The 23,883-nt window shown below is 55.5% G+C and carries 20 protein-coding genes; 13 read left to right on the forward strand and 7 right to left on the reverse strand.

Translation table 11 applies throughout. The annotated features are described in order from the left end of the window. The first annotated feature begins 196 nt into the window (after positions 1 to 196). Both JAO79_RS06660 and JAO79_RS06665 read left to right on the forward strand, forming a co-directional pair. Entirely contained in the window at positions 197 to 745 is a 549-nt protein-coding gene (locus tag JAO79_RS06660) for a cytochrome b (RefSeq protein ID WP_199006386.1), read from the forward strand. A gap of 51 nt (positions 746 to 796) precedes the next feature. After that, positions 797 to 1,378 carry a YceI family protein gene (locus JAO79_RS06665; protein ID WP_199006388.1) on the forward strand — a complete coding sequence of 194 codons (582 nt, stop codon included), beginning with the start codon at positions 797 to 799 and terminating at the stop codon, positions 1,376 to 1,378. 96 nt (positions 1,379 to 1,474) lie between these two features. Here the strand turns inward: JAO79_RS06665 and JAO79_RS06670 are convergent, their stop codons facing one another. Continuing rightward, the gene (locus JAO79_RS06670) at positions 1,475 to 1,702 is read right to left on the reverse strand and encodes a hypothetical protein (protein ID WP_199006390.1); all 228 of its coding nucleotides are present in this window, start codon (positions 1,700 to 1,702) and stop codon (positions 1,475 to 1,477) included. Positions 1,703 to 1,910: 208 nt separating this feature from the next. On the opposite strand from JAO79_RS06670, the gene parC reads away from it, so the two are divergent. Together parC and serB are read left to right on the forward strand one after the other, a co-directional pair. Further along, complete coding sequence (gene parC, locus JAO79_RS06675) at positions 1,911 to 4,205, forward strand: DNA topoisomerase IV subunit A (protein WP_199006392.1); 2,295 nt, start codon at positions 1,911 to 1,913, stop codon at positions 4,203 to 4,205. Next, positions 4,198 to 5,415, forward strand: coding sequence for a phosphoserine phosphatase SerB (gene serB, locus JAO79_RS06680; RefSeq protein WP_199006394.1), 1,218 nt, complete (start codon positions 4,198 to 4,200; stop codon positions 5,413 to 5,415). Before parC ends, serB begins: the two co-directional genes overlap by 8 nt. Before the next feature lie 78 nt (positions 5,416 to 5,493). On the opposite strand, the gene JAO79_RS06685 is transcribed toward serB, so the two are convergent. From JAO79_RS06685 to epmB, 3 genes are all read right to left on the reverse strand, one after another. Next, complete coding sequence (locus JAO79_RS06685; RefSeq protein ID WP_199006395.1) at positions 5,494 to 7,581, reverse strand: EAL domain-containing protein; 2,088 nt, start codon at positions 7,579 to 7,581, stop codon at positions 5,494 to 5,496. A gap of 175 nt (positions 7,582 to 7,756) precedes the next feature. Next, a complete protein-coding gene (locus tag JAO79_RS06690; protein ID WP_199006650.1) occupies positions 7,757 to 9,556 on the reverse strand; it encodes a GTPase in 1,800 nt (599 codons plus the stop codon). Between the two features lie 178 nt (positions 9,557 to 9,734). After that, positions 9,735 to 10,799, reverse strand: coding sequence for an EF-P beta-lysylation protein EpmB (gene epmB / locus JAO79_RS06695; protein ID WP_199006397.1), 1,065 nt, complete (start codon positions 10,797 to 10,799; stop codon positions 9,735 to 9,737). Positions 10,800 to 10,844: 45 nt separating this feature from the next. On the opposite strand from epmB, the gene efp reads away from it, so the two are divergent. Then, positions 10,845 to 11,420 (forward strand): elongation factor P, encoded by a 576-nt coding sequence (gene efp, locus JAO79_RS06700; RefSeq protein ID WP_114334174.1) that lies wholly within the window; start codon positions 10,845 to 10,847, stop codon positions 11,418 to 11,420. A 6-nt stretch (positions 11,421 to 11,426) separates the two neighbouring features. Further along, positions 11,427 to 12,395 (forward strand): EF-P lysine aminoacylase EpmA, encoded by a 969-nt coding sequence (gene epmA / locus JAO79_RS06705; protein WP_199006399.1) that lies wholly within the window; start codon positions 11,427 to 11,429, stop codon positions 12,393 to 12,395. 6 nt (positions 12,396 to 12,401) lie between these two features. Here the strand turns inward: epmA and asd are convergent, their stop codons facing one another. Further along, positions 12,402 to 13,271 (reverse strand): archaetidylserine decarboxylase, encoded by an 870-nt coding sequence (asd, locus tag JAO79_RS06710; protein ID WP_199006401.1) that lies wholly within the window; start codon positions 13,269 to 13,271, stop codon positions 12,402 to 12,404. Between the two features lie 149 nt (positions 13,272 to 13,420). On the opposite strand from asd, the gene motA reads away from it, so the two are divergent. Together motA and motB are read left to right on the forward strand one after the other, a co-directional pair. Beyond that, a complete protein-coding gene (motA, locus tag JAO79_RS06715) occupies positions 13,421 to 14,272 on the forward strand; it encodes a flagellar motor stator protein MotA (protein ID WP_199006403.1) in 852 nt (283 codons plus the stop codon). A gap of 28 nt (positions 14,273 to 14,300) precedes the next feature. Beyond that, positions 14,301 to 15,260: a flagellar motor protein MotB gene (gene motB / locus JAO79_RS06720; protein ID WP_199006405.1), complete on the forward strand. Its 960-nt coding sequence runs from the start codon at positions 14,301 to 14,303 to the stop codon at positions 15,258 to 15,260. A 26-nt stretch (positions 15,261 to 15,286) separates the two neighbouring features. Here motB and rsgA read toward each other — a convergent pair whose 3' ends face one another. Then, complete coding sequence (rsgA, locus tag JAO79_RS06725; RefSeq protein ID WP_199006406.1) at positions 15,287 to 16,342, reverse strand: small ribosomal subunit biogenesis GTPase RsgA; 1,056 nt, start codon at positions 16,340 to 16,342, stop codon at positions 15,287 to 15,289. 504 nt (positions 16,343 to 16,846) lie between these two features. On the opposite strand from rsgA, the gene orn reads away from it, so the two are divergent. Next, positions 16,847 to 17,389: an oligoribonuclease gene (gene orn / locus JAO79_RS06730; RefSeq protein ID WP_199006408.1), complete on the forward strand. Its 543-nt coding sequence runs from the start codon at positions 16,847 to 16,849 to the stop codon at positions 17,387 to 17,389. Here the strand turns inward: orn and queG are convergent. Further along, complete coding sequence (queG, locus tag JAO79_RS06735; RefSeq protein ID WP_199006409.1) at positions 17,384 to 18,463, reverse strand: tRNA epoxyqueuosine(34) reductase QueG; 1,080 nt, start codon at positions 18,461 to 18,463, stop codon at positions 17,384 to 17,386. The two genes, orn and queG, sit on opposite strands and share 6 nt — an antisense overlap. 130 nt (positions 18,464 to 18,593) lie before the next feature. Here queG and JAO79_RS06740 point away from each other — a divergent pair, with 130 nt between their 5' ends. Genes JAO79_RS06740 through mutL form a run of 4 tightly spaced genes read left to right on the forward strand, consistent with a single transcriptional unit; the run spans position 18,594 to position 23,879 of the window. Beyond that, positions 18,594 to 20,150 (forward strand): NAD(P)H-hydrate dehydratase, encoded by a 1,557-nt coding sequence (locus JAO79_RS06740; protein ID WP_199006410.1) that lies wholly within the window; start codon positions 18,594 to 18,596, stop codon positions 20,148 to 20,150. Further along, positions 20,147 to 20,644, forward strand: coding sequence for a tRNA (adenosine(37)-N6)-threonylcarbamoyltransferase complex ATPase subunit type 1 TsaE (tsaE, locus tag JAO79_RS06745; protein ID WP_199006411.1), 498 nt, complete (start codon positions 20,147 to 20,149; stop codon positions 20,642 to 20,644). Before JAO79_RS06740 ends, tsaE begins: the two co-directional genes overlap by 4 nt. Then, positions 20,641 to 21,972: an N-acetylmuramoyl-L-alanine amidase gene (locus tag JAO79_RS06750; RefSeq protein ID WP_199006412.1), complete on the forward strand. Its 1,332-nt coding sequence runs from the start codon at positions 20,641 to 20,643 to the stop codon at positions 21,970 to 21,972. The genes tsaE and JAO79_RS06750 overlap by 4 nt, the downstream gene beginning before the upstream one ends. Before the next feature lie 20 nt (positions 21,973 to 21,992). Further along, the gene (mutL, locus tag JAO79_RS06755; RefSeq protein ID WP_199006413.1) at positions 21,993 to 23,879 is read left to right on the forward strand and encodes a DNA mismatch repair endonuclease MutL; all 1,887 of its coding nucleotides are present in this window, start codon (positions 21,993 to 21,995) and stop codon (positions 23,877 to 23,879) included. The last annotated feature ends 4 nt before the right edge of the window (positions 23,880 to 23,883 follow it).

A 23,883-nucleotide genomic window follows, 5' to 3' on the forward strand; every position in this document is an offset into this window, starting at 1 on the left:
TCGACAATCCGTAAAATCCCTATACGACCAAAGTGGCCGGGGCGCAACCTAACGGGTGGTATATCTTGTTCAAACAAACTGATCAATGAGCGCAAAATGTTTCGATTTGATTCGCTCTAACAGCGCTATAGACTGCATGGGTGTGCATCGTGATATTGATTGGCCCCACAGAATATAAAGTTCAACGGGAGTGAGCATGGCAGTTCGAAATTCTGACGATCGGTACGGTTGGGTATCCATTTTACTGCATTGGTTGGTTGCGGCGGCAGTCATCGGGCTATTCGGGCTGGGGTTCTGGATGGTGGATTTGTCGTATTACGACGAGTGGTATCGTCAAGGCCCCGATATCCACCGGTCGGTGGGGATTTTGTTGTTTGGCGTCATGCTGATTCGGGTGCTTTGGCGCGTAACGACGCCGAGCCCCAAGCCTTTGCCGGAACACAAACGCTGGGAAGTGGCGTCGGCTCACATGGCTCATGCTTTGCTTTATGTCCTCATTTTTGTTGCGATGATCAGCGGTTATTTGATCTCGACGGCCGATGGTTCAGCCATTGATGTATTCGGGTGGTTTCAGGTGCCTTCGGTGACGGGCCGTATCAAAGGTATGGAAGACACAGCAGGCCTTGTGCATTACTGGAGTACCTGGGCCCTGATTGTGTTAGCGGCCGTTCATGCCTTTGCGGCGATTAAGCACCACGTCATTGATAAAGATGCAACTTTGCGACGAATGCTCGGTAAATCGTGAGCCGTCAAACTCAAGCTACGTGTAACATCAAAGCGAAATAAGGAGAGCTTTATGAAAAAACTGATTCTTGCTTCCGCCGTCTCGATGGCGGTAATGACCTCGGCCCAGGCCGATGACCACAGTGGCACCTATGCCTTTGACACGAAAGGTGCGCATCAGTTTATCACCTTCAAGATTTCTCACCTGGGTTACAGCTGGTTGTATGGCCGTTTTAACGATTTTGATGGCCAGTTTGTTTACGATGCCGAAAACCCTGAGAACAGCTCAGTCTCCGTAACCATCGACACCGCAAGCGTAGACAGTAATCACGCTGAGCGTGACAAGCACTTGCGCAGCGATGACTTCCTGGCCGTAAACGAGTTCGGCGAAGCCACGTTCAAAAGCAAGCGTGTTGTGATGGATGGCGATGGTGAAGCCGATATCATCGGCGACCTGACGCTTCGGGGCGTAACCCGTGAAGTGACGCTTGATGCGGAGCTTTTGGGCCACGGTGCGGATCCCTGGGGAGGCTACCGGATGGGCTTTGAAGCTGAAACCGAAATCAAACTGAAAGATTTTGGTATCCCGATGGATCTCGGCAAGGCTTCTGAAACCGTTGAGATCGAAATTTCGGTCGAAGGTATTCGTCAGTAAGTTCTGTAATGATCAGTCTGAGGTTCCGGGTTTTCGGAGCCTCAGATTACCTTCCCTTGGGCGATTCCATCGCCATTGTTCCTTTGGTTCGGGGGGTTAGTGGTTATCTGGTCGTTCGTTTGCTTTGCAAAGATGGCGCTGACGAAGGAACTGGGCCACAAAAATAACGACCCAAATGACCAGCCCAGCCCAGAGATAGGGGGCTGGCAGTTGAAACGTGCCACTGATCGCAAACTCCACCAACAGCATCAGAACAACCGCAAGAGTCGCATTCACCAGAGCCGTTATCATGGCGTGCCCGCAGGCTTTAAGATTGGGAATCATAGGTTTCCGCTTGCTCAGAGATAAGACGGCAATTTAACCAGAGCAGCGAGAATACGGCGCACCTTACAGACTCTCCATGCGGGAATTCCGCTATTGGAAATTGGTGTATCGTGGCTGGCGTCCATATAATGTGGGCCACATTTCCCGGTGTCTCTTCCGGGTAACGAATCGATATTTCAAATCAGGCAGTTAAGGCAAAGGGGCGTCCATGCCAGAGTTTCAGACGACCGATGAAGGTTTCGAGCGGGTAGCGCTACGCGATTATACCGAGAAAGCCTACCTCGACTATTCCATGTACGTAATCCTCGACAGAGCCTTGCCTAATGTAGGCGACGGGCTCAAGCCGGTACAGCGGCGGATCGTGTACGCGATGTCCGAGTTGGGCCTGAAGTCCACGTCCAAGTACAAGAAGTCGGCTCGAACCGTAGGTGACGTTCTGGGTAAGTTCCATCCCCACGGCGACAGCGCATGTTACGAAGCCATGGTGTTGATGGCTCAGCCGTTTTCCTACCGCTACCCATTGGTAGACGGGCAGGGCAACTGGGGCTCACCCGACGATCCCAAATCCTTCGCCGCCATGCGTTACACGGAATCACGGCTTGCCCGTTTTTCCGATGTGCTGTTAAGCGAATTAGGGCAGGGCACCGTAGACTGGGTGCCCAATTTTGATGGCACCATGGAAGAACCCTCGGTTCTCCCCGCGCGCTTGCCGCATGTTTTGCTGAATGGCACAACCGGTATCGCGGTGGGTATGGCCACAGACATTCCGCCCCACAACGTGCGGGAGGTCACTGCAGCCTGTATCCGTCTGCTGGATGAGCCAGAGGCCACCGTTGATCAGCTCTGTGAGCATGTCAAAGGCCCGGATTTTCCGACCCGCGCCGAAATCATTACCCCGCGTAACGATCTTCGCAAGATGTACGAAACGGGCCGGGGCTCTCTGCGAATGAGAGCGCGTTGGGTCAAAGAAAGCGGCGAGATCGTGGTGAATGATTTGCCGCATCAGGTATCGGGTAATCGTGTTCTTGAGCAAATTGCCCAGCAAATGCAAACCAAGAAGCTGCCGATGGTGGCGGATTTGCGAGATGAGTCAGACCACGAAAACCCGACTCGATTGGTGATTGTGCCGCGTTCGAATCGCGTCGATCTGGAAGGCCTGATGGCGCATTTGTTTGCCAGTACCGACCTTGAGAAAACCTACCGGGTCAATATCAATGTGATCGGCAACGATGGCCGCCCAGGAGTGAAAGGGCTGCACCAGATGTTGACGGAATGGTTGGTGTTCCGGAAAACCACGGTGACCCGCCGTTTGCAGCATCGCTTGGACAAAGTGCTGGCACGCCTGCACTTGCTGGAAGGTTTATTGATTGCCTACCTCAACATTGATGAGGTGATCGAGATCATCCGTACCGAAGATAAGCCGAAAGCAGAGCTGATGGCTCGCTTTGGTTTGTCGCCGGAGCAGGCGGAAGCGATCCTTGAGCTGAAATTACGCCACCTGGCCAAGCTGGAAGAAATGAAAATCCGCGGCGAGCAGGATGAGCTGGCGTTGGAGCGAGATGAACTGCAGGCGATTCTGGGCTCGGAAGAGCGGATGCGGGAGTTGATCAAAACCGAGCTACAGCAAGATGCCGAAACCTACGGTGACGACCGTCGCTCCCCGATTGTCGAGCGTGAAGAAGCCAAAGCCTTCAGCGAAACCGACCTGGTGTCTAACGATCCGGTCACCGTGGTACTGTCGGATAAGGGTTGGGTGAGAGCGGCCAAAGGGCACGACATTGACCCGTCTGGCCTGAGCTACAAGTCTGGTGACCGTTTTTCTCTGGCTGCCAAAGGCCGTAACAACCAGCAGGCCATCTTCCTGGATTCAACCGGTCGGGCGTACGCCTTGATGGCCCATACCTTGCCCTCGGCGCGTGGGCAGGGCGACCCGTTGACTGGCCGAATCAATCCGCCGTCCGGAGCCACTTTCTCAGGCTTGCTTATGGGGAATCCTGAGCGTAAAGCTCTGTTAGTGACCGATGCCGGTTATGGTTTTGTGACATCGCTCGGAGACATGATCAGCAAAAACAGGGCAGGGAAGGCCGTGGTGACCGTGCCGAAGGGCGCCAAAATCATGTCGCCGGTGACGGTGCCTGAAACCGCGTCAACCTTGTATCTGGCCGCTATTTCCAACGAGGGCCGAATGTTGGTGTTCCCTCTCAGCGAGTTGCCGGAACTGGCGAAAGGGAAAGGCAACAAAATCATCAGTATTCCCTCCGCGCGAGTCCAGAACCGGGAGGAGTTTGTCGTTGCTGTCGCAGTGTTTGGTGAAGAAGACCAGCTGGAAATCCGGGCCGGTAAGCGCAAACTGGGTCTGAAATTCGGTGATCTTGAACATTATCTCGGCGAGCGAGGCCGCCGGGGACATAAATTGCCCCGCGGGCTGCAGCGCGTGGACGGTATCGATGTGATTCCCTCTGCCGCCAGAGCAGAGGAAGAGGAGAACGTAGACAGTGAGTGAACTGGTGCTGGTGAACGTATCCGGGCGCGATAAGCCCGGACTGACCTCGGAAATAACGGGGATCATGGGGCAATACGATGTACGCATTCTCGATATCGGTCAGGCCGTCATCCACGATTATCTGACCTGGGGCATCCTGATCGAGATTCCGGATGCATCCAAGTCGTCTCCGGTTATCCGCGATATTTTGTTTCGATTGCACGCGCTGGATCTGCAGGTGCGCTTTGCGCCGATCACCGTTGAGGAATATGAATCCTGGGCCGAAGGCAGAAACCGGGCCTGTTACATCGTTACGCTGCTATCACGGGACATCAAGGCGGAACAGATTGCGCGAGTGTCTGAAATTACCGCTCGCCATGGTTTGAATATTGACAACATCACCCGGCTGTCGGCTCGTCCATCGCTGAATGCGTCCGAAAACAGGATCGCCTGTGTCGAGTTTTCAGTGCGCGGAACGCCACTGGATCTGGAACAATTGCGCGCCGACTTTTTGCACATTGCCGGCGAAATGAACGTGGATATTGCGTTCCAGGCGGATTCGATTTTCCGACGCAACCGTCGATTGGTGGTGTTCGATATGGACTCGACCCTCATTGAAGCGGAAGTGATCGATGAACTTGCTCTGGAAGCGGGTGTTGGTGATCGTGTTGCCGAGATTACTGAAAGGGCCATGCAGGGCGAGCTGGACTTCAGCCAGAGTTTTGCAGAACGTTTGTCACTGCTAAAGGGCTTGGACGAGTCGGTGCTTGAGGGCGTCGCTAACCGTCTTCGAATGACGGAAGGGGCAGAGCATCTGATTCGCAGCTTGAAGGCGCTAGGCTATCGCACAGCCATTCTGTCGGGTGGTTTCACCTACTTTGCTCGCCATTTACAGAGCAAACTCGGCATCGATTACGTTTATGCCAACGAGCTGGAAATTGTGGATGGCAAAGTAACCGGTGAGGTGAAGGGGCAGATTGTCGATGGCCAGCGCAAAGCGCAGCTGCTGCTTGAAATTGCCGAGAAGGAACACATCGCCAGAGAGCAGGTGATTGCTGTGGGGGATGGTGCAAATGATCTGCCGATGCTGAGTCAGGCAGGTCTGGGAGTGGCATTCCGGGCGAAACCCTTGGTGAAAGAATCGGCCAAGCACTCAATCTCCACGCTGGGGTTAGACGCCATTTTGTATCTGATCGGGTTCCGTGAGAGCGAGACTAACCAGATGCTGTAAGGGAGCCTGCAGTGATTGAGAAAGGGGTGGAGATTGGTTTCTCCACCCCTTTTTTTGCGTCGCTGGTATCAGCGACGATCAGTGGTCGCCGAAGTCGTAGCTCATCTCTGGAGCTGGGGCTTGCAGGTAATACCCCTGAATGTAATTCACCCCTGCCTGCCATAGCGTGGCCAGAATGGTGGCGCTCTCGACCTTGGGCACGACAGTGAGTTTGCCGGACTTCTGAAGTGAACTGGCCATTTCCTTTACTTGCTCCTTAATTTTGTCATCTTTCTGGAGGCTTTCGGTGAAGGACGCGTCAAACTTCACGTAGTCCGTGTCAATGTGCTTGAGGGCATTAAACGGATTGATGGTGCAGCCAAAGTGCTTTATCGAGACTTTGCAATTGAGTTCGTGCATCGCTTTGGTGAAGTCTTTCGCCTGTTTCGTAAAGTTGTTGGCATCGTTCTCGCTGATCTGAAAAATCAGTGCATCGCCCGGCAGTCGAGCAGCTTTAAGTGCAACGCTTAGCCAAGGATGGAAGGTGACATCCTGCAAGGTTTCGGCACTCAAATTCACGAAAAGCTTGGTGTCTTGGCCGCGCGAGCGATGGCTGGAGAGTTGTTTGATGGATTGCAGAATCACCCAGCGGTCGATCTTGATGGCGGTTTCCGGCGGGCAGATGGCCGGTAACAGTTCGTAGGGCGTGACCACTTCGTTGTCGCTATTGGTCATGCGAGCCAATGCTTCGTAGTGTTCTTCGCCTTCGCCGCGCAGGTTGATGATTGGCTGGAACAACAAGAACAGTCGCTCTTCGTCCATAGCCTTGCTGATCATTTCGAGAGCATTGGACTCGTCAGGCACCTCGAAATCGACCGGGTTGTAGATCACAACGCCATTGCCGTTTTGGTGCTCCGGCTGATTTCTGACCTCGGCGGATGCCAAGTGAACCCGACTCAGGAGCTCTTCGGCTTTGGGGGAGTTCTCAGTGATGGCGGAAACGCCGATAGACACGGTGAGCGATACGGTGCGGCCGTTGATTTCGAACAGGTGGTCGTCCACCGCCTGGCGAATTGTTTCGCAGAGGTTGGCTAACCCTTTGTCGTTACACGGAAGGCACATAATGCAGAACGCATCGTCGCTGAGTCGGGCCAGCGTCATGTCGTCAGGCGTTTGCTCTTTTAGCAGTGACGCCAGATCACCCAGCAACAAATCGGCCCCGGAAATCCCAACGTCGCTCTTCATGCTGAGGAAGTTGTCGATGCCGATGTAGGCAAGGGCTCCGGTTTCGTTGGTTCGGGCCGCAGTGGCCAATGCCTGTGAAAGCTGTTCCATCAGGTGTTGACGGTTTGAAAGCCCGGTCAGAAGATCCTGGCTGCTGATCTGTTTAAGCTTTTCTTCCAGCTCCGCGCCGCTGTGTTCTGGCTGCAGCACCACCTGGGTGCACGCTTCACCATCGTAGGTGGCGGCAGAAACAGCCATGGTCACGTTGAGTTCATGGTCGTCGCTGCGGCGGGCGGTGCAATTGAACGTCATGCCGTTGGTGCCGGCCTCCTCGAACGCTTTCATGAACTCTTTGTATTGCTCCTGGCTTTCAGGAGTCAGAGTGTCCAGCACCGGAACGCAGATCAGGTCGTCAATATCTTCGTAGCCGAGAAACTCCATGTAGGACTGGTTGGCATAGATATGCATGCCATCGTTGATGTAAGCGATGGCATCTTTGGAGCTTTCGAGCAAAAGCTGGCAACGCTGTTCGGCTTCGCGCAGGTGAGATTCCAGCACACGGCGTTTACGGCGCTCGTTCAATGCGCCGAGTTCACGCTTGATGGCCAATACCAGCATTTCCGTGTATTCGAATGGTACGGCATCTTGGGCTCCGAGGCGCATGATCGCGAGATCCCGCTCCCGGTTTGGCTCGTTGGTAAGCAGAATGAACGGAATGTCTTTGTCCATCCGTTTGAGCATCGCAAGCGCATCGTCTGGCCCGAACTCTAGTTCTTCCAGATCCCGGGCGAGCAGCAGATCCCAGTGAGAGGCCTTCAGGGCTTCTTCTAGATCTTCTTCCGAGGTGATTCGGTGGGCTCGGGTGGCTTTGCCGGAATTGCGGAGCAAACTGACCATGGACTCGGCATCATTCTGGGATGGGTCGAGGATCAGCAGCTGTACCGTGGAGTTGTTTTTCTGCATTCGTACGATGTCTCATCATGCCGTTTGATGGTGCCGGCTCGAGTGTCTGCAGGAGAACGAACATTCCAGTGTTTCCCGACTTCAGACCGATAACCGACTTATCACTGGTACAGAATGATGAAGGGGATGTTGATTAATAACAACCCTGAACTCCTTAGACTGCCAACCGATCGCTTTAAAGCGACGGCCACAAGGAGTCGAATTCGTCTTCTGTGGTGCCGGAACCGTTATTCTGGTTTGCCTTTAGGCGTGAAGGGGTTGCCGTTGTGTGCAGCTTCAGCTCAAATTGACTGACACTGCCAGTTGCAGACACTTTTTTCAGCAATTGACCCTGGTCTTCGCAACCGTCGTGCAGCAGTGATATCCGGCTGCCACTCTGGAACGGCAGACGAGGCGTAATCAGGGTGGCGGGTTGGTTAATCACGCTGATCTCCGGCAGCATGAGCCCGCGGAGGTATTCACTGCTATTTCCCACCTTTTGAATGAGCCGCACCGCGCAGGGGGAGGCGCTGGGGGCGAGCAATTCGATACCCACCTGAGTACCTTGATTACGAACCTGCCTCAGCCACCGCACTACCGCGAGACTCCACGGGTGTGAACTTTGCTCTCTGACGCCCAGCACCTCTCCCGCCTGCAGAGATGCGGGGATTTTGGCTTCCCAGCCCACACAGTATCCGCCAGGGCTGGTGTTGATCAGTGCCGCCTTGTAGGACACCGGTTTGGTTTTGCCCGGATTGGCGCCGGAACTGGGGCGGAAATTTATCGGTGCATCGGATGGAGGCAAATTCCGATCCTGGGGAGGCGCGTCGTGGGCGCCTGACCAGACATCGGGTTTTTGCTTGGAATTGCGAATAAAGAAGTTCTCTTCCTCGTGATGTTCGTTGTCATTGCCGTCAATGAACTCGGGAAAGGTTTTCTCGCCGGCGATGAAATAATGAGCCGCGGTCAACCCGACACAAATTTCCAGCGTGCCCTGGCTGGCGATTCTGTTGAAATTTCGCTTGGCCAGAATTCCCAGCGCCTGACTCAGGTGAGTGAGCAGGGTGTCGCTGATGTTTGCCGGAATTTGCAGCTTCGTCGCCTTCGAAGATTTTTCGTTGCGTGCCTGAACGGCTTCGGCCAGGTGGGCTGACAGGTCTTGGGTGTCGAAGCCGACATTGTTTTCGCCTGAAACCTGCTCGAGCAGACTTCGATAAATCGGTGATGAGTCTTTTCCCAGGTTAACAATGAACAGGCTTTCGTCGCCCAGTTCCGGACCGCATTCGCAAAACTCTGTCCAGGTTTCAAACAGATCGTAGATCAGGGTGAGTTCGGTTTGGCGCAATTGGTTGGGGCGTGCACAGCCCAGCAACAAAACCCGCTTGTAGCTGTCGGCCACCGTGCTGGAACGGCGATGTTTGAGCAATTGATCATCAACATCGTGTGCGTTCAGTCTATGCTGTTTGGCGAACCGGAACAGGTGGTGGCATTCCAGCCAACTGTTCGCCGGGCTGGGGCAATAGAGCTGGTGCGCGCGAAGTATGGTGGCGCCAAGCTCGGAGATGGCACGGTGTGTGGCAATGCTGATCTGGCGTTTGTTCTTGTCCAGCCCGCCGTTGTCGATAAATTCAAGAACGCAGAGCTTGTATCCACTTGCCAGGTGGAGCTGTAGCGCTTGAGTCAGATTGGCTATTTTGCGCTGCTTTTCGGGCAAGGCAATCGCCAGCCCGAGGAAGTGGCGTGACAATTCGTTGCAGACAAAATGAATTTTGTCCCGCGCCAATTCCAGAAACTGCATGCGTTGTTGCGGCGGGAGAAACAATTGATTCAGCTCAATAACCGCGTGGTAAAGCCGGCGCGATGTTTCACCAATGTTGGCCATAGGCAGCTGGCGAGTCCAGGCACGAAACGCTTTTGGCGAGGTGTCGCAAAAAGACAGGCTCGCTGTTTTTTGCTCAGGTACCTTGAGGTCGGGTTTCAGAATCATGCCTGCAATGATCTCGCGCCAGTGGCTAAATTACAGTGAGTGTTTGAGTGAAAATACCGAGAATACAGATCGTTATTGTTTCCGGAATCTAAACTTTAAAGTAGCAAAGCGCTGACAAAAAGCGAGAAAGTCATGAGTTAACAATCTTTGACAAGTCTACAGCTGTTTGTTTTTGCGACATGCTTCACTAAAACACCGGTATCGGGGTTTTGCTGGTTTCCCCCGGGACTTCTCGCACAAGTTTCGGTACCAGGAATCCGGGTAACCGTTCCAGCAGTTGGCGCAGCAACGATGCCGCGTCAGCATCGCTGACATCGAAGTGGTGTGCACCCGCCACCGGGTCGAAGGCGTGCAGATAGTACGGCAAAACACCCACATCAAACAGCACCTCGCTTAGCTCGGACAGCGTGACGGCGTTATCGTTCACACCTTTCAGAATGACGCTCTGATTTAACAGGGTAACGCCCGCTTGTTTTAAACGTGCGAACGCCTCTCGAGTGGCCTGATCAATCTCCGCGGGGTGGTTTACGTGAACCACCAGCACTTTCTGCAAGCGAGTGCGGTTCAGCCAGGCCAGCATGTCGTCACACACCCGCTGGGGGATAACGACCGGCAATCGTGAATGGATGCGCAGTCGTTTCAGGTGCGGCACCGCATCGAGCAAATCGACCCACTGCGAAAGCAGTCGGTCATTGACGGCCAATGGGTCGCCACCGCTGAGAATAACTTCGTTGATCTCGGGGCTGGCATTCAGTGTCGCAATAATCTTGTGGCGGTCATCGCGGCTGAGTTTATGCTCGCCGTAAGGGAAGTGCCTCCGGAAGCAGTAGCGACAATTAATCGCACATTGGCCGGTGACCATTAACAGAGCTCGGCTGTGGTATTTTCTGATCAGGCCGGTGGTCTGAATAGCGGTATTTTCTTCCAAGGGGTCCCGGACAAAACCGGGCAGCTCCACGGTTTCGTCGGTTATCGGCAGTACCTGGCGCAGCAGCGGATCGTTCGGATTGCCGGGCTCCATGCGCCTGATGAATGGTTCGGGCACGCGGATCTGAAACAGTTTGTGGCCGCTCTTTGCGCCCTCCAGCCAGCGGTTTGCGGGCAGATTGAGGCGCTCCAGCAACTGCTCGGGGGTGCTCAATGACTGACTCAGAATCGTTTGCCAGCTTTGGTTTTCAGGTGGGCAGGAGCTTTGGTCTGAAAGATGACTGGTGTCACGGGCTTCTATACGGACCGGAGTTCGCTGTATCATAGCGGCCTTTGAATTTTTAACGACAGTATGTCAGGTGGACATTTCATGGCTTCATATTCTACCAACGAATTTCGTGGCGGGCTCAAGGTTTTGCTGGATGGCGATCCTTGTATCATGCTGGAAAACGAATTCGTTAAGCCCGGTAAAGGGCAAGCTTTTAACCGTGTAAAGCTTCGCAACCTGATGACCAATCGGGTTTGGGAGCGTACTTTCAAATCGGGCGAGAGTCTCGAGGCGGCGGACGTAATGGAGCAGGACATGGAATACCTGTACTCCGATGGTGAGTTCTGGCATTTCATGCTGACAGACGGCTCTTTTGAGCAGTACGCCGCCGATGCTAAAGCGGTTGGCGACACCGTTAAGTGGCTGAAAGAACAAGACGTTTACACTGTAACGTTGTACAACGGCGCGCCTTTGTCGGTTACACCGCCTAACTTTGTCGAGCTCGAAGTTGTAGACACGGATCCGGGCATGAAGGGCGATACCGCGCAAGGCGGTTCCAAGCCTGCCACTTTGTCCACAGGTGCGGTAGTCAACGTACCTTTGTTCATTGTGATTGGTGAAGTATTGAAAGTGGATACTCGCACCGGCGAGTACGTAAACCGCGTCAAAAGCAGTTGATCCACGATGACTGAATCTCCTGTCTGGCAGCCTACTGCCTCGCGGGACACCTTGAAAAGCCGTGCACAGCAGCTTGCTTATGTGCGCGGCTTTTTTTGTGAGCGGGGGGTGTTGGAGGTAGAAACACCGGTCCTCGGCCGCCACGGTGTCACCGACCTCAATCTCGATGGCATTTCGGCAGACGTGCAGGCCGGTGGTGTGCAGGGCGGCTGGCTTCAGACCTCGCCCGAATACCCGATGAAACGGCTGTTGGCTGCGGGATCGGGTTGTATCTACCAGGTTGCCCGGGTCTTCCGAAACGGTGAACGGGGGCGGCGTCATAATCCGGAATTCTCGATGCTGGAATGGTATCGGGTGGGGATGGACGATCAGGGGCTGATGGCCGAAGTGGCGGATTTGGTGTGCGGCTGGCTGGGCTGTGATCGGCCTGATCAGGTGAACTATCGTCAAGCAGTCATCGAAAGCGCGGGTTTCGACCCGATGGAAATTTCCGATGCCGACCTAAGGCGTTTTTGTGAGCAATGGCTGGAACGGGAACAGCTCGAGAACCTGAGCCGAAACGATTGTCTGGATCTGGTGATGAGTTTTATGGTCGAGCCCACACTGGGTTTGGAGAGGCCGGTTTTTATTACCGGCTATCCGGCATCGCAAGCTGCACTGGCCAGGCTGTCACAAGATCAGGGGCACCCGGTCGCCCATCGATTTGAGCTCTATATAAACGGGCTGGAACTCTGTAACGGATATTGGGAGCTGACAGACCCCGAGGAGCAGAGGCAACGCTTTGAAGCGGACAACCAGCAGCGCCGAATGGCAGGCAAGCCTGAAATGGCTCTGGACAGTGCATTTATGGCGGCGCTGGAAGCCGGTCTGCCCGATTGTTCAGGTGTAGCCTTAGGGCTGGACCGGCTGCTGATGCTGAAGGTTGGTGCGAAATCGATTGAGGAGGTACTGGCTTTCCCGATCGAGAGAGCCTGACCGGTGTCAGGCTTTCGCTGGCTTCAACTGGCCAAAGGCCTCGCCCATCTGGACACCTTTACTGGCGACCTGATCGGCGTTCCAGTTAACGGCGCCTTTCGGCATCACCACAACAACGGTCGAGCCCAGGCGGAACCGTCCCATTTCATCGCCTTTCTTGAAACGTACCGCCTGGTCGCCAGAGTACTGCCATTCCGTCACCTTGCTCGGCTTGGGCGCAACCACGCCGGCCCACGTGGTTTCGACACTGCCGACAATCATCGCGCCCACCAAAACCAGCGCCATAGGGCCGGCTTCAGTCTCGAAAATGCAGGCCACGCGCTCGTTTCGAGCGAACAGATTCGGAACGTTTTCGGCCGTTACCGGATTAACGGAAAACAGCTTGCCCGGAACGTACACCATTTCTTTCAGGGTGCCGGCCACTGGCATGTGAATGCGGTGGTAGTCTTTAGGAGACAGATAAATGGTGGCAAATTCGCCTTCACGGAATGCTTCAGCGCGCTTTTCGTCGCCGCCGAGCAGCTCCGTCAGGCTGAAAGACTGACCTTTGGCCTGAAATACCCGGTCGTCCGCCGTGACCTGGCCAAGCTGGCTGATGGCTCCGTCAACAGGGCTGACAAAAACATCGGGCGTTTCATCGACTTTGCGTGCGCCGGGCTTGAGTGCGCGGGTAAAAAATGCGTTAAAACTGTCGTAAGCGGTGGGATCAGATTCAGCGGCCTCACTCATGTTTACGCCATAGCGGTCGATAAACCAGTGGATAACGCGGTTTTTCAGAGCTGGACTCCTGTCAAAGTCTGCGAGGCGGCCAGCCAAGCGGGATAGCGTCAGCTGCGGCGTGACGTATTGACTCAGGACGAACAGTTTATCAAGCATTTGAGACATCTCTCGGTTCTATAAAGCGGGGCAGTTTATCAAACTGGGCGTAGTGTATAGAAATTGTTTCTCCCCTTCGCTGTTCTGATGTGGGCTTGCTATTATCGAACGCTGATTTTCACAGAGTTTAAACGGGCGACGACTTCTTTATGCTGCTGATTATTGGTGCAGTGATTGTTATTGCGAGTGTTCTAGGCGGCTATACCCTGCACGGCGGGAACTTGGCGGTGCTTTGGCAGCCGACGGAAGTGCTGATCATCGGCGGGGCCGCCGTTGGCTCGTTTGTAATTGCCAACCCGATGCACACTGTGAAAGAGGTGTTTAGCGGGTTGATGCGATTACTGACCGGCTCCCCGTTCAACAAAGCTTATTACATGGACCTGCTCAGCCTTCTTTATGAGATTTTCGATAAATCCCGGAAACAGGGTGTAATGGCCGTTGAAGAGGATGTCGATAACCCGGAAGAGAGTCCGATCTTCACCCGATACCCGGCCATTATGAAATCAAAGCATTTACTTGATTTCATCACCGACTATTTGCGCATCATCAGCTCCGGCAACATGGCACCTCATGAACTGGAAGGCATGATGGAAAACGAGATTGAAAATCGCCAGCACGAACTGGAAGAACCCGCTCATGCGGTGAACAAAATCGCAGATGCCTTGCCGGGGCTAGGGATCGTAGCGGCGGTTTTGGGGATCGTGATCACCATGAATTTCCTGACCGAAGGGCCAGAAAAAATCGGCTTGAGCGTGGCGGCGGCTCTGGTGGGTACCTTTTTAGGGATCTGGATGGGCTACGGTTTTGTGGGCCCCGCGTCGATTGCACTTGAGCATACGGCCAAGTACGAACTGAAAGCTTACGAATGCGTGAAATCGGCCATCGTTGCGACGGTGGCAGGGCAGGCGCCGCAAATGGCCATTGAGTTTGGCCGCAAAGCCTTACCAACCGAGAAGCGCCCGGGTTTTCAGGAATTGAACGATCACGTTCGCTCCAATTGATACCGCCCATCAGTAGCCGGAGTTAAGCGTGGAACAGCAGCCGATCATCATAAAGCGCGAGAAGAAGGTCATCGCCGGCCACCACGGCGGTTCCTGGAAAGTGGCGTTTGCCGATTTTGCCACTGCGATGATGGCATTTTTCCTGGTGCTTTGGTTAACCGCTACCGCCTCGCCGGAGCAAAAACGAGCCGTAGAAGGCTATTTCAAGGATCCGGTCGGCTTTACCGAAGGCGGCTCTCCGAACCCGATCGATCTGGGCGGCAGTGCCTCGGTTATCGATGAAAGTTCACTGGATATTGAGTCGAGTACCTTTCAGATTGAAGATGAAATTGTCGATGAGCTGGCGGATACGCTGGAACAGCGCCGTATGGAACAGCTTTTTCAGGAGTTGAAAGAGCGGATTGAGCAAAACGAAACGCTGCAGGAATTCAAAGACCAGTTGCTGATCGACATCACCGATGAAGGCTTGCGCATCCAGATTGTTGACCGTTCGGGGCGACCGATGTTTGATTCCGGGCGGGCAGAGCTCAAGTATTACACTCAGGAACTCTTGTTTGAACTCGCGAAAACGCTTGGCTCGGTTAACAACAAACTGAGCCTGACCGGACACACCGACGCCACACCGTTCAATGGTCGGCCGGGTTATACCAACTGGGAGCTATCGGCTGATCGAGCCAACACAGCGCGGCGAGCCTTGGTGGCGGGTGGTGTCCGGTCTGAACAGATTGCCCGAGTGGTTGGGTTGAGCGATTCGGTGTTGTTCAACGCTGATAATCCAACAGCGCCGGTTAACCGTCGAATCTCTATCATCGTTCTAAAGAACAAAACCGTGGCGGATGCTCGCCCCAGAGCGGCATCCGCGCCCAAACCCATTATTGATCTAACTCGCCCCAGTGAAGCTCAAGAGCAAGAAGCATTGGAAAAGCTGGAGGATGGCAGCTGGCGAGAAGAGCGCCCCGAACCGGCTCCGGGTGAGCTCAACTGGTGATAGATTCAGAACAGGCGGCCACCAACTCAGGTGAGCTTGAGCCCGCGGGCCTGTTGCTCGGCCATATCCTGCAAAATCCGGTGGAAGCTTTTGAGCCGTTCCCGCGAAATCTCGCCGTTTTCGGCCGCTGCATCCAAAGCGCACCCCGGATCGCCCATATGCCGGCAGTTGCGGAACTTGCACAGGCCCATGAGTGGCCGAATCTCCCGAAAGCCATATTCGACCTCCTGCGGAGTCATGTGCCACAAACCAAACTCCCGGATACCCGGCGAGTCAATCAAATCGCCGCCGCTGGCGAGATGGAACAACTTGGCGGTGGTGGTCGTGTGCACGCCCTTGCCGGTGCTCTCTGATACCGCACCCACCCGAAGCTGTTCATCGGGCAGCAGGGTTTGAATAATCGACGACTTACCGACGCCTGACTGGCCTACGAACACGCTGGTCTGGTTGCGAACCAGTGCTTCCACCTCCGGCGCAGGCTCGCCTTCGCAGGCGGCAGCCGATGTCTGTTCAACCTGATAGCCCAGTGCTTCGTAACGAGCCAGTAGCGCCTCAATCTGAGGCCGGTTCTGGTCGTTAATCAGATCGGTTTTGTTGAGCAGCAATACCGCGGGAATATCCGAGCTTTCAGAGGCCACAAGATAGCGATCAATCAAACTATCGTGAGGCTCTGGCTCCGGCGCAATCACCAGAATAATATGGTCAATGTTGGCCGCAACGGGCTTCAGGGCGCCAAAGTTATCTGGCCGCTGCAACAGGTTTTCCCGCTCGCAACGAGCAACAATCACTCCGGTTTCACTTTTGCCGGGTCGCCAAACGACTTTGTCGCCTGTTACCAGGCTGCTGATATTGGCTCGGACAAAGCAGCGGAACACTCGCCCCGCGTCGTCGCCTTGCAGGGCTTCAACATCAAGTTGCTGGCCATAGTGCGCAATGATCAGGCCTTCTTGTTCTGGCCCCAGTTCACCGGCTTCCGCCTGGGCTTCTACGGCCTTTTCCTTGCGGGCCATTCGAGTGGTGCGTTCTTTCTGGATCTTCTCGATTCGCCACTGCTGGCGTTTGTTCAGTTTGCGTTTCGCCATCTGCTCTCTAGTATTCCCGGGAAGTGGTGTACCACATGATACGTGAATCATGGACAATAGGCAGAGTTTCTCATGGGTGCCACCTGATCCAAGGATTTCTGTGCTTGGGTGCAAGTGCCGGCCGGGTAAAGCTTTCCGGGAGACGCTACGAGCACATCCATGTGCGCTTAGCTGAAGCCATCCATGGCTTCAGATACTCCCGGAAAGCTTTACCCGGCCAGCACCCAGAACGTCGGCGTGGGATTCAAAAGGCTGGGAGGCAGGCTAATTAGTCTGAAGTGCGGGTGTGGATTGGCTTTCCGAAAATGTCGTAGGCCATGGAGGGCCGGAGAGAAGCGCACATGGGCGAAGCAAACGTTTTAGAAGCGAAGCTTCACGTGCAGCGCCGCGACAGCAATCTGTGATTGCTGGCCGGACCCGCTTGCGGGTGCTCGTAGCGGTTTTCGGAAAGCCAATCCACACACGCACTAGCACCCAAACTCAACAGCATAGGTGTAAAAGAAAATGAGCAATGGAAACCACCTGGTCTGGATTGACCTGGAAATGACAGGTCTGGATCCCGAGAAAGAGCGGATCATCGAAATGGCCACGATTATTACCGATTCGGAACTGAACCTGGTTGCTGAAGGCCCGGTGATTGCGATCAAGCAACCGGACAGCTTGCTGGATGCCATGGATGAATGGTGCACCAAAACCCATGGTGAGAGCGGCCTGACCCAGCGGGTGAAAGACAGCCAAATCAGCGAAGCGGAAGCTGAACAGCAGACTCTGGAATTCCTGAAGCAGCACATGTCGGCCGGCACCTCGCCCCTGTGCGGTAACAGCATTGGGCAAGATCGCCGCTTTCTGGTGAAGTACATGCCCGAACTGGAAAGCTTCTTCCACTACCGCAATCTGGACGTCTCCACCATCAAAGAACTGGCCCGCCGCTGGCGCCCGGATGTACTGGATGGTGTGAAGAAGAAAGGCAGCCATCTGGCCCTCGACGACATTCGTGACTCCATCAACGAATTACGTCACTACCGCGAGCATTTCTTCAAACTATAAACCGTGTTGGCGAAGCGCCCAGGCGACGTGCTCACGCACCAGCTCGGACGGGTGCTCCGCCCGCTGTTTCAATGCCTCGATGACCGGAATGGTTGACGGGGCATTGCCCAGCCCCACCGCAATGTTGCGCAGCCAGCTCTCATAACCCGTGCGTCGAATGGCCGACCCTTCGGTACGTTTCAGAAACTCCTGTTCCGTCCACATAAACAGCTCGGCAAGCTCGGTATTGTCCAAGCCATGCCGCGGCTGGAAATCGTTCTCCGCAGTGGGTTTGCTGAACTTATTCCAGGGGCACACAATCTGGCAGTCGTCGCAACCGAACACCCGGTTGCCCATTTTCGAACGCAACTCCTCCGGAATCGGCCCTTTCAGCTCGATGGTGAGATAGCTGATGCATTTACGGGCATCCAGTAAGTGCGCGCCAACAAAAGCATCCGTGGGACAGATTTCCAAACACGCAGAGCATGAGCCGCAATGCTGCTTTTCGAAAGGCTCATCCACCGGCAAAGGTGCGCTGGTGAAAATTTCACCCAGGAAAAAGAACGATCCGGCCTTCGGGTGAATCACCATATTGTTCTTGCCTATCCAGCCAAGGCCGGCCCGCTGGGCCAAGCCCCTCTCAAGCACCGGAGCACTGTCAACAAAAGCCCGGTACTGGTATCCGCTAACTGCTTCGTCAATCCATTTGGCGAGCGTCGCCAGCCGTTTTCGTATGAGCTTGTGGTAATCCCGCCCGAGGGCGTAACGGGTGATGTAGGCGGTTTCCCGGTTAGTAAGCGCTTGTTTCGGGTTGTCCGGCGACGGCAGGTAATCCATGCGAACCGAAATAACCCGCTGAGTCTCCGGAACCAGTGAATCCGGGGTGTAACGCTTGTCGCCGTGATCGGCCATGTACGCCATTTCGCCGTGATAACCGGCCGCAAGCCATTGTTTCAGGCGCTCAGCATGTGGGCCTGTGTCAGCGTAGGTGATGCCCGCGTCAGCGAATCCCAGCTCTTTGGCCCATTGGCGGATGCTTTCTGGCAGGGCGTCAAGAGCGGTGTTCGAGGGCGTGTTGTTTGTACTGGTGGCCATGACGGAGCCTTCGGCGGTGAAAGCCTGCGGAGATTTAATTTGATTAAGTTATGACCTTTTTTCCTGTTTTGCTATGCTTTACAGGTATCTGGCCAATTTACTTAAACCGTTTTCTTTAGCGGGATGCCCCATGCGTTACGCGGACAGTCTACCAGAAGCCTTGTATTCCGCCGACTCCGTGCGAGCGATGGATCGCTATCTTATTGATGAGCAGGGAATTGATGGTTTCGACTTGATGCAGGCGGCTGCTCGGGCCGGATTCAGGCAACTCAGAAAACGTTGGCCTTCGCCCGCTTCATTGCTTGTATTATGCGGTGCCGGGAACAACGGTGGCGATGGCTATCTGATCGCGGCCAATGCGCAACGCCATGGCATTTTCGTAGAGTGTATTGCCGTGGCTACGAGTGCCAAGTTGTCAGGGGATGCCCTGAAAGCGTTCGAGGTTGCAAGCCGGGAAGGTGTGCCGATTACGGAAATTTCCGATATGCCGGAAGGTCGGCTTCAAGAGAAGCTTGCAGCCGCGGATGTGGTTGTAGACGCCATGCTCGGAACCGGCGTAACAGGCGCACCAAGGGCGCCGTTTTCTGAGGTGATTCGCGCGGTGAATGAGGCGATGCGGCCTGTACTGGCTGTTGATTTGCCGTCCGGGCTTGATGCCTCGACCGGAGCCGCTGAGGGTGATGTGCTGCAGGCGGAGCTGACGGTTACCTTTATCGGTACCAAAATCGGTCTGTATACCGGGGGCGGCCCGGCGGTGTGCGGCAACGTGGTATTTGAGCCGCTGGCGACCCGTGAGCAATTGAGTGGGTGCCCAGAGCAGCCAGTAGCACGGTTGGCCCATTGGCGGGACTGCCGAACCGCTTTTCCCTCGCGTCCGCGCAATGCTCACAAAGGGCATTTTGGTCACGTGCTGATCGTTGCAGGGGAGTCTGGCTATGGTGGTGCGGGCATCATGGCGGCCGAAGCTGCTTCGCGGGCTGGCGCCGGATTGGTGTCACTGGCGACGCGGCCAGAGCATGTAACTGCGGCACTCGTGCGTTGTCCGAGTGTAATGGTGCGCGGGGTTGTCCACGGCTCAGAATTAACCGCACTGATTGAGCAGGCGGATGTGATTGTGTGTGGCCCCGGAATTGGCAAGTCGGCCTGGGGCCAGCAGATGTTGCAGCAGGTGCTGGATAGCGCGAAACCGCGTGTGCTGGATGCCGATGCACTAAATATGATGGCCACCCGTGCAGCGATTCCCAGTAATCAGCACGTGTTGACACCGCACCCGGGAGAAGCAGCCCGCATGCTCGGATGCAGCGTTGCCGAGATTGAAGCCGACCGGCTGGCAGCGGCGCAAAAAATTCAGCGCATCTGGGGCGGCGTGGTTTTGCTCAAGGGAGCGGGCACGGTCATCGCAACCAACTCTGCCGCACCCGTTGTCGTTGCTGGCGGTAATCCGGGGATGGCTACCGGGGGCATGGGGGATGTTTTGTCCGGCATGCTGGGCGCTTTTATGGGCCAGTTAACCGACATCGGATGGGCAAGCGTGGTGGCTGCATCGGCGCATCTGGCCGCAGGGGGTAGGGCAGCCGAACGTTTGGGTTACAAGGGGGTGTTGCCCACCGACGTCATTCAAGATTTACCTTTTGTACTGAAAGAGACCGACGTGAGCGGCATCAGAAACGACCGGGAGGACAAATGAGCATTATTGGTAACGAACGCCGGTTGTTTTTGAAAGGCGAGGCCGAAACTGAACAATTGGGTGGTGAATTAGCGCGGCTGGCTAAAATCTCGGAACAGAGTCTTACGGTTTTTCTGGAAGGTGATCTGGGCATGGGGAAAACCACCCTGAGCCGGGGTGTTATGCGTGGTCTGGGGCACGAAGGCGCGGTGAAAAGCCCGACCTATACGCTGGTAGAGCCCTATGAGCATTTAACCCCGCCGGTGTACCACTTTGATCTGTACCGGCTGGGTGACCCGGAAGAACTCGAATACATGGGTATACGCGATTATTTTGCGGCCAGGAATTTTTGCCTGATCGAATGGCCGGAGCGGGGCGAGGGTGTTCTTCCCGAGCCGGATGTCGAAATCCAGCTGGAACGCCAAGGCGACGGTCGAACCGTGATTTTGAGGGCCCGTTCTGAGTTTGGCGCCTCGTTGTTAAATCAAATTGAATTGATAGGGCCGGATACATGAGATTCGTACTGTGCATACTGCTGGCGCTCGCGGCAAGCGCGGTTCATGCCGCTACCAAGGTTGAGGGGGTTCGTATATGGCCGGCCCCGGACCACACCCGCTTGGTGTTGGATACCGCCGGAAAGGTGGAGCACAACATGTTTTCGCTTTCCGGGCCGTCCCGATTGGTGATTGATCTGAAAAACACCACCAAGCTCGCCGATTTCAGCAAGGTAGATCTGTCCGGCAGCCCCATCAAGCGAATCCGCAGCGCGCCCCGTAACGGCACGGATCTTCGCGTTGTTCTGGATCTGAAAACCGACATTAAGCCCCGCAGTTTTGTGCTAGAGCCAAATCAGCAATACGGCCACCGTTTGGTAGTGGACTTGATTGATGAATCGGGAACGCGATTGGATAAGGCTGCCAGCCCAACCGTGACGCAGAGTTCCGCCGGAAAGCGCGACATTATCGTAGTGATTGATGCCGGCCACGGCGGCGAAGACCCCGGCGCCATCGGGCCGCGCGGAACCCGGGAAAAAGACGTTGTGCTGAAGATGGCGAAAACCCTGGCGGAGCTGGTCAACAAGCAACCCGGCTTCAAGGCAAAGCTCACTCGCACCGGGGATTACTACATCGGTTTGAGAAACCGAACCATTCTGGCGCGAAAACACAACGCCGATTTGTTTGTATCGGTCCATGCGGATGCCTTCCGCACACCGCAACCGAGTGGCGCTTCGGTCTTTGCCTTGTCACAGCGCGGAGCAACCAGTGAAACGGCCCGCTGGCTGGCCCAGAGCGAGAACCGTTCGGATTTGATCGGTGGCGCCGGAGCGTTGTCGCTGGATGGAAGAGACGAAATGCTGGCCGGTGTGTTGCTCGATTTATCGATGACGGCAAGCATCAACGCCAGTCTGGGTGTAGGAAGTTCGGTTTTGGGACAGCTAGGCACGGTCGCCAAGCTGCACAAGCCAGGCGTAGAGCAGGCGGCGTTCGCGGTGCTTAAATCACCGGATATTCCCTCGATTCTGGTGGAGGCCGGGTTCATTTCCAATCCCAAAGAAGAAAAGAACCTGTCGGCCCAGTGGTACCGGGAGAAACTGGCGAAAGCGATGATGGATGGAATTCACGATTACTTCCGTCGCAGCCCGCCCCCGGGAACCTTGTTAGCGTGGCAAAAAGAGAACCGCAAAGGCGATGGCCGTGTTGGCCAGTACCGCATTCAGCGGGGCGATACGCTGTCAGGTGTGGCGCGTGAGAACCAGACCACCGTCAGTGAGCTGATGCGCTTTAACGGGATGAACGACGATCGTGTTATGGTAGGGCAAACCATACGTATCCCCTCATCCTGATCAAGAGGTAGTTCCCGGCTATGCCCCACATTCAGTTGCTCTCGCCCCGGCTTGCCAACCAGATAGCCGCCGGTGAAGTGGTGGAGCGTCCCGCATCTGTTGTTAAAGAACTGGTCGAAAACGCCCTGGATGCCGGTGCCAGCCGGGTGGACATTGAGCTGGAGCAGGGTGGCGTCAAACTGATTCGCGTTCGGGATGACGGCTTCGGAATCGCCGAATCGGATCTGCCGCTGGCTCTGAGCCGGCATGCCACCAGCAAAATCCTGACGTTGGATGACCTTGAGGCCGTAGGCACGCTCGGCTTCCGTGGCGAAGCGCTGGCCAGTATCAGTTCGGTATCTCGTCTTTCCCTGACTTCCCGCACGGCGGATCAGGAAGCGGCTGCCCGGGTGGAGGTGGAAGGGCGCGACATGGACGCGAAAATCTCGCCCGCTGCACACCCTGTCGGTACCACTGTGGAAGTGCGTGATCTGTTTTTCAATACCCCCGCACGCCGTAAATTTCTGCGTACCGAAAAAACCGAATTCAATCACGTTGATGAATCCATTCGCCGCCAGGCCCTGAGCCGTTTTGATGCCGGATTTACTCTGCGCCATAACCAGCGGGTCATTCAAAGCTTGCGGCCGGCTGAATCGGACATCGATAAAGAGCGCCGGATCAGCTCGCTCTGTGGTCAGCAATTCATTGATAACGCCGTGGTTATTGAAGCAGAAGCCAGCGGCTTGCGGTTGTGGGGCTGGGTGGCGCTGCCGACGTTCTCGCGCAGCCAGGCCGACCTGCAGTACTTCTTCGTCAACGGTCGTGTTATCCGCGACAAGCTGGTGGCCCATGCGGTGCGCCAAGCTTACCGCGATGTACTGTACAACAACCGCCATCCTGCGTTTGTGCTGTATCTCGAGGTGGACCCTGCCACCGTGGATGTAAACGTTCACCCGACCAAACACGAAGTACGGTTCCGCGATGGCCGCTTGGTGCACGATTTCATTTTCCGTACCTTGCACCGAGCCTTGGCCGATGTGCGCCCGGCAGACCATTTCAGAGGGGCCGAAGCGCAGGCGTTGAGCCGTGAGCCCGAGGTTTCGCAATCAGGTGCCAGCACTGAAGCCTTTCCGCTGTCGCAGGGGGCGGCGCCTTCGCAAGTGCCTTCCTACAGTGGGGGTTATGGCAATACCTCTTCAGCTCAGCCGCAGCAGGACTGGAAAGCCAGCGATCAAATGGCCTTCTATAATTCGCTCAATGCCGGTGGCGGCGTAACCACCGAGACTCGCCCCGACCCGTTTGAGTCGCAGCCGGTGCCCACACCGCCGCAAGATGGCGAAGACGAGCCGCCACTGGGCTACGCCATTGCACAGCTTCACGGTATATACATTCTGGCCCAGAGCCGGACCGGCATGATTGTGGTGGATATGCACGCGGCCCATGAGCGTATTACCTATGAACGCATGAAGCGGGCGCTGGTCGAACAGGATCTGAAGAGTCAGCCGCTATTGGTGCCGGTATCCTTGTCGGTCAGTCAAAAGGAAGCTGCGCTGGCGGAAAGTCACGGTGACGAATTGCAGCAGCTTGGCCTGCAAATCGAACGGATTGGTCCCGAAACCCTGGCAGTTCGCCAGATTCCCGCGCTGTTACGTGGAGCCGATACCGAGCAGTTGGTGCGGGATGTGCTGGCAGATCTGATCCAGAACGGTCAAAGCGACCGGGTGGAAGCCGTAACTCATGAGTTGCTCGGTACCATGGCTTGCCACGGTTCGGTGCGCGCCAATCGGCAGTTGACCATTCCGGAAATGAATTCGCTGTTGAGGGATATGGAAGCTACCGAACGCAGCGGTCAGTGCAACCACGGGCGCCCGACATGGACTCTGATGACACTGTCCGAGCTGGACAAACTATTCCTGAGGGGGCGGTAAGCAT

The sequence above is a fragment of the Marinobacter litoralis genome, assembly GCF_016427555.1.
GTDB lineage: Bacteria > Pseudomonadota > Gammaproteobacteria > Pseudomonadales > Oleiphilaceae > Marinobacter > Marinobacter litoralis_A.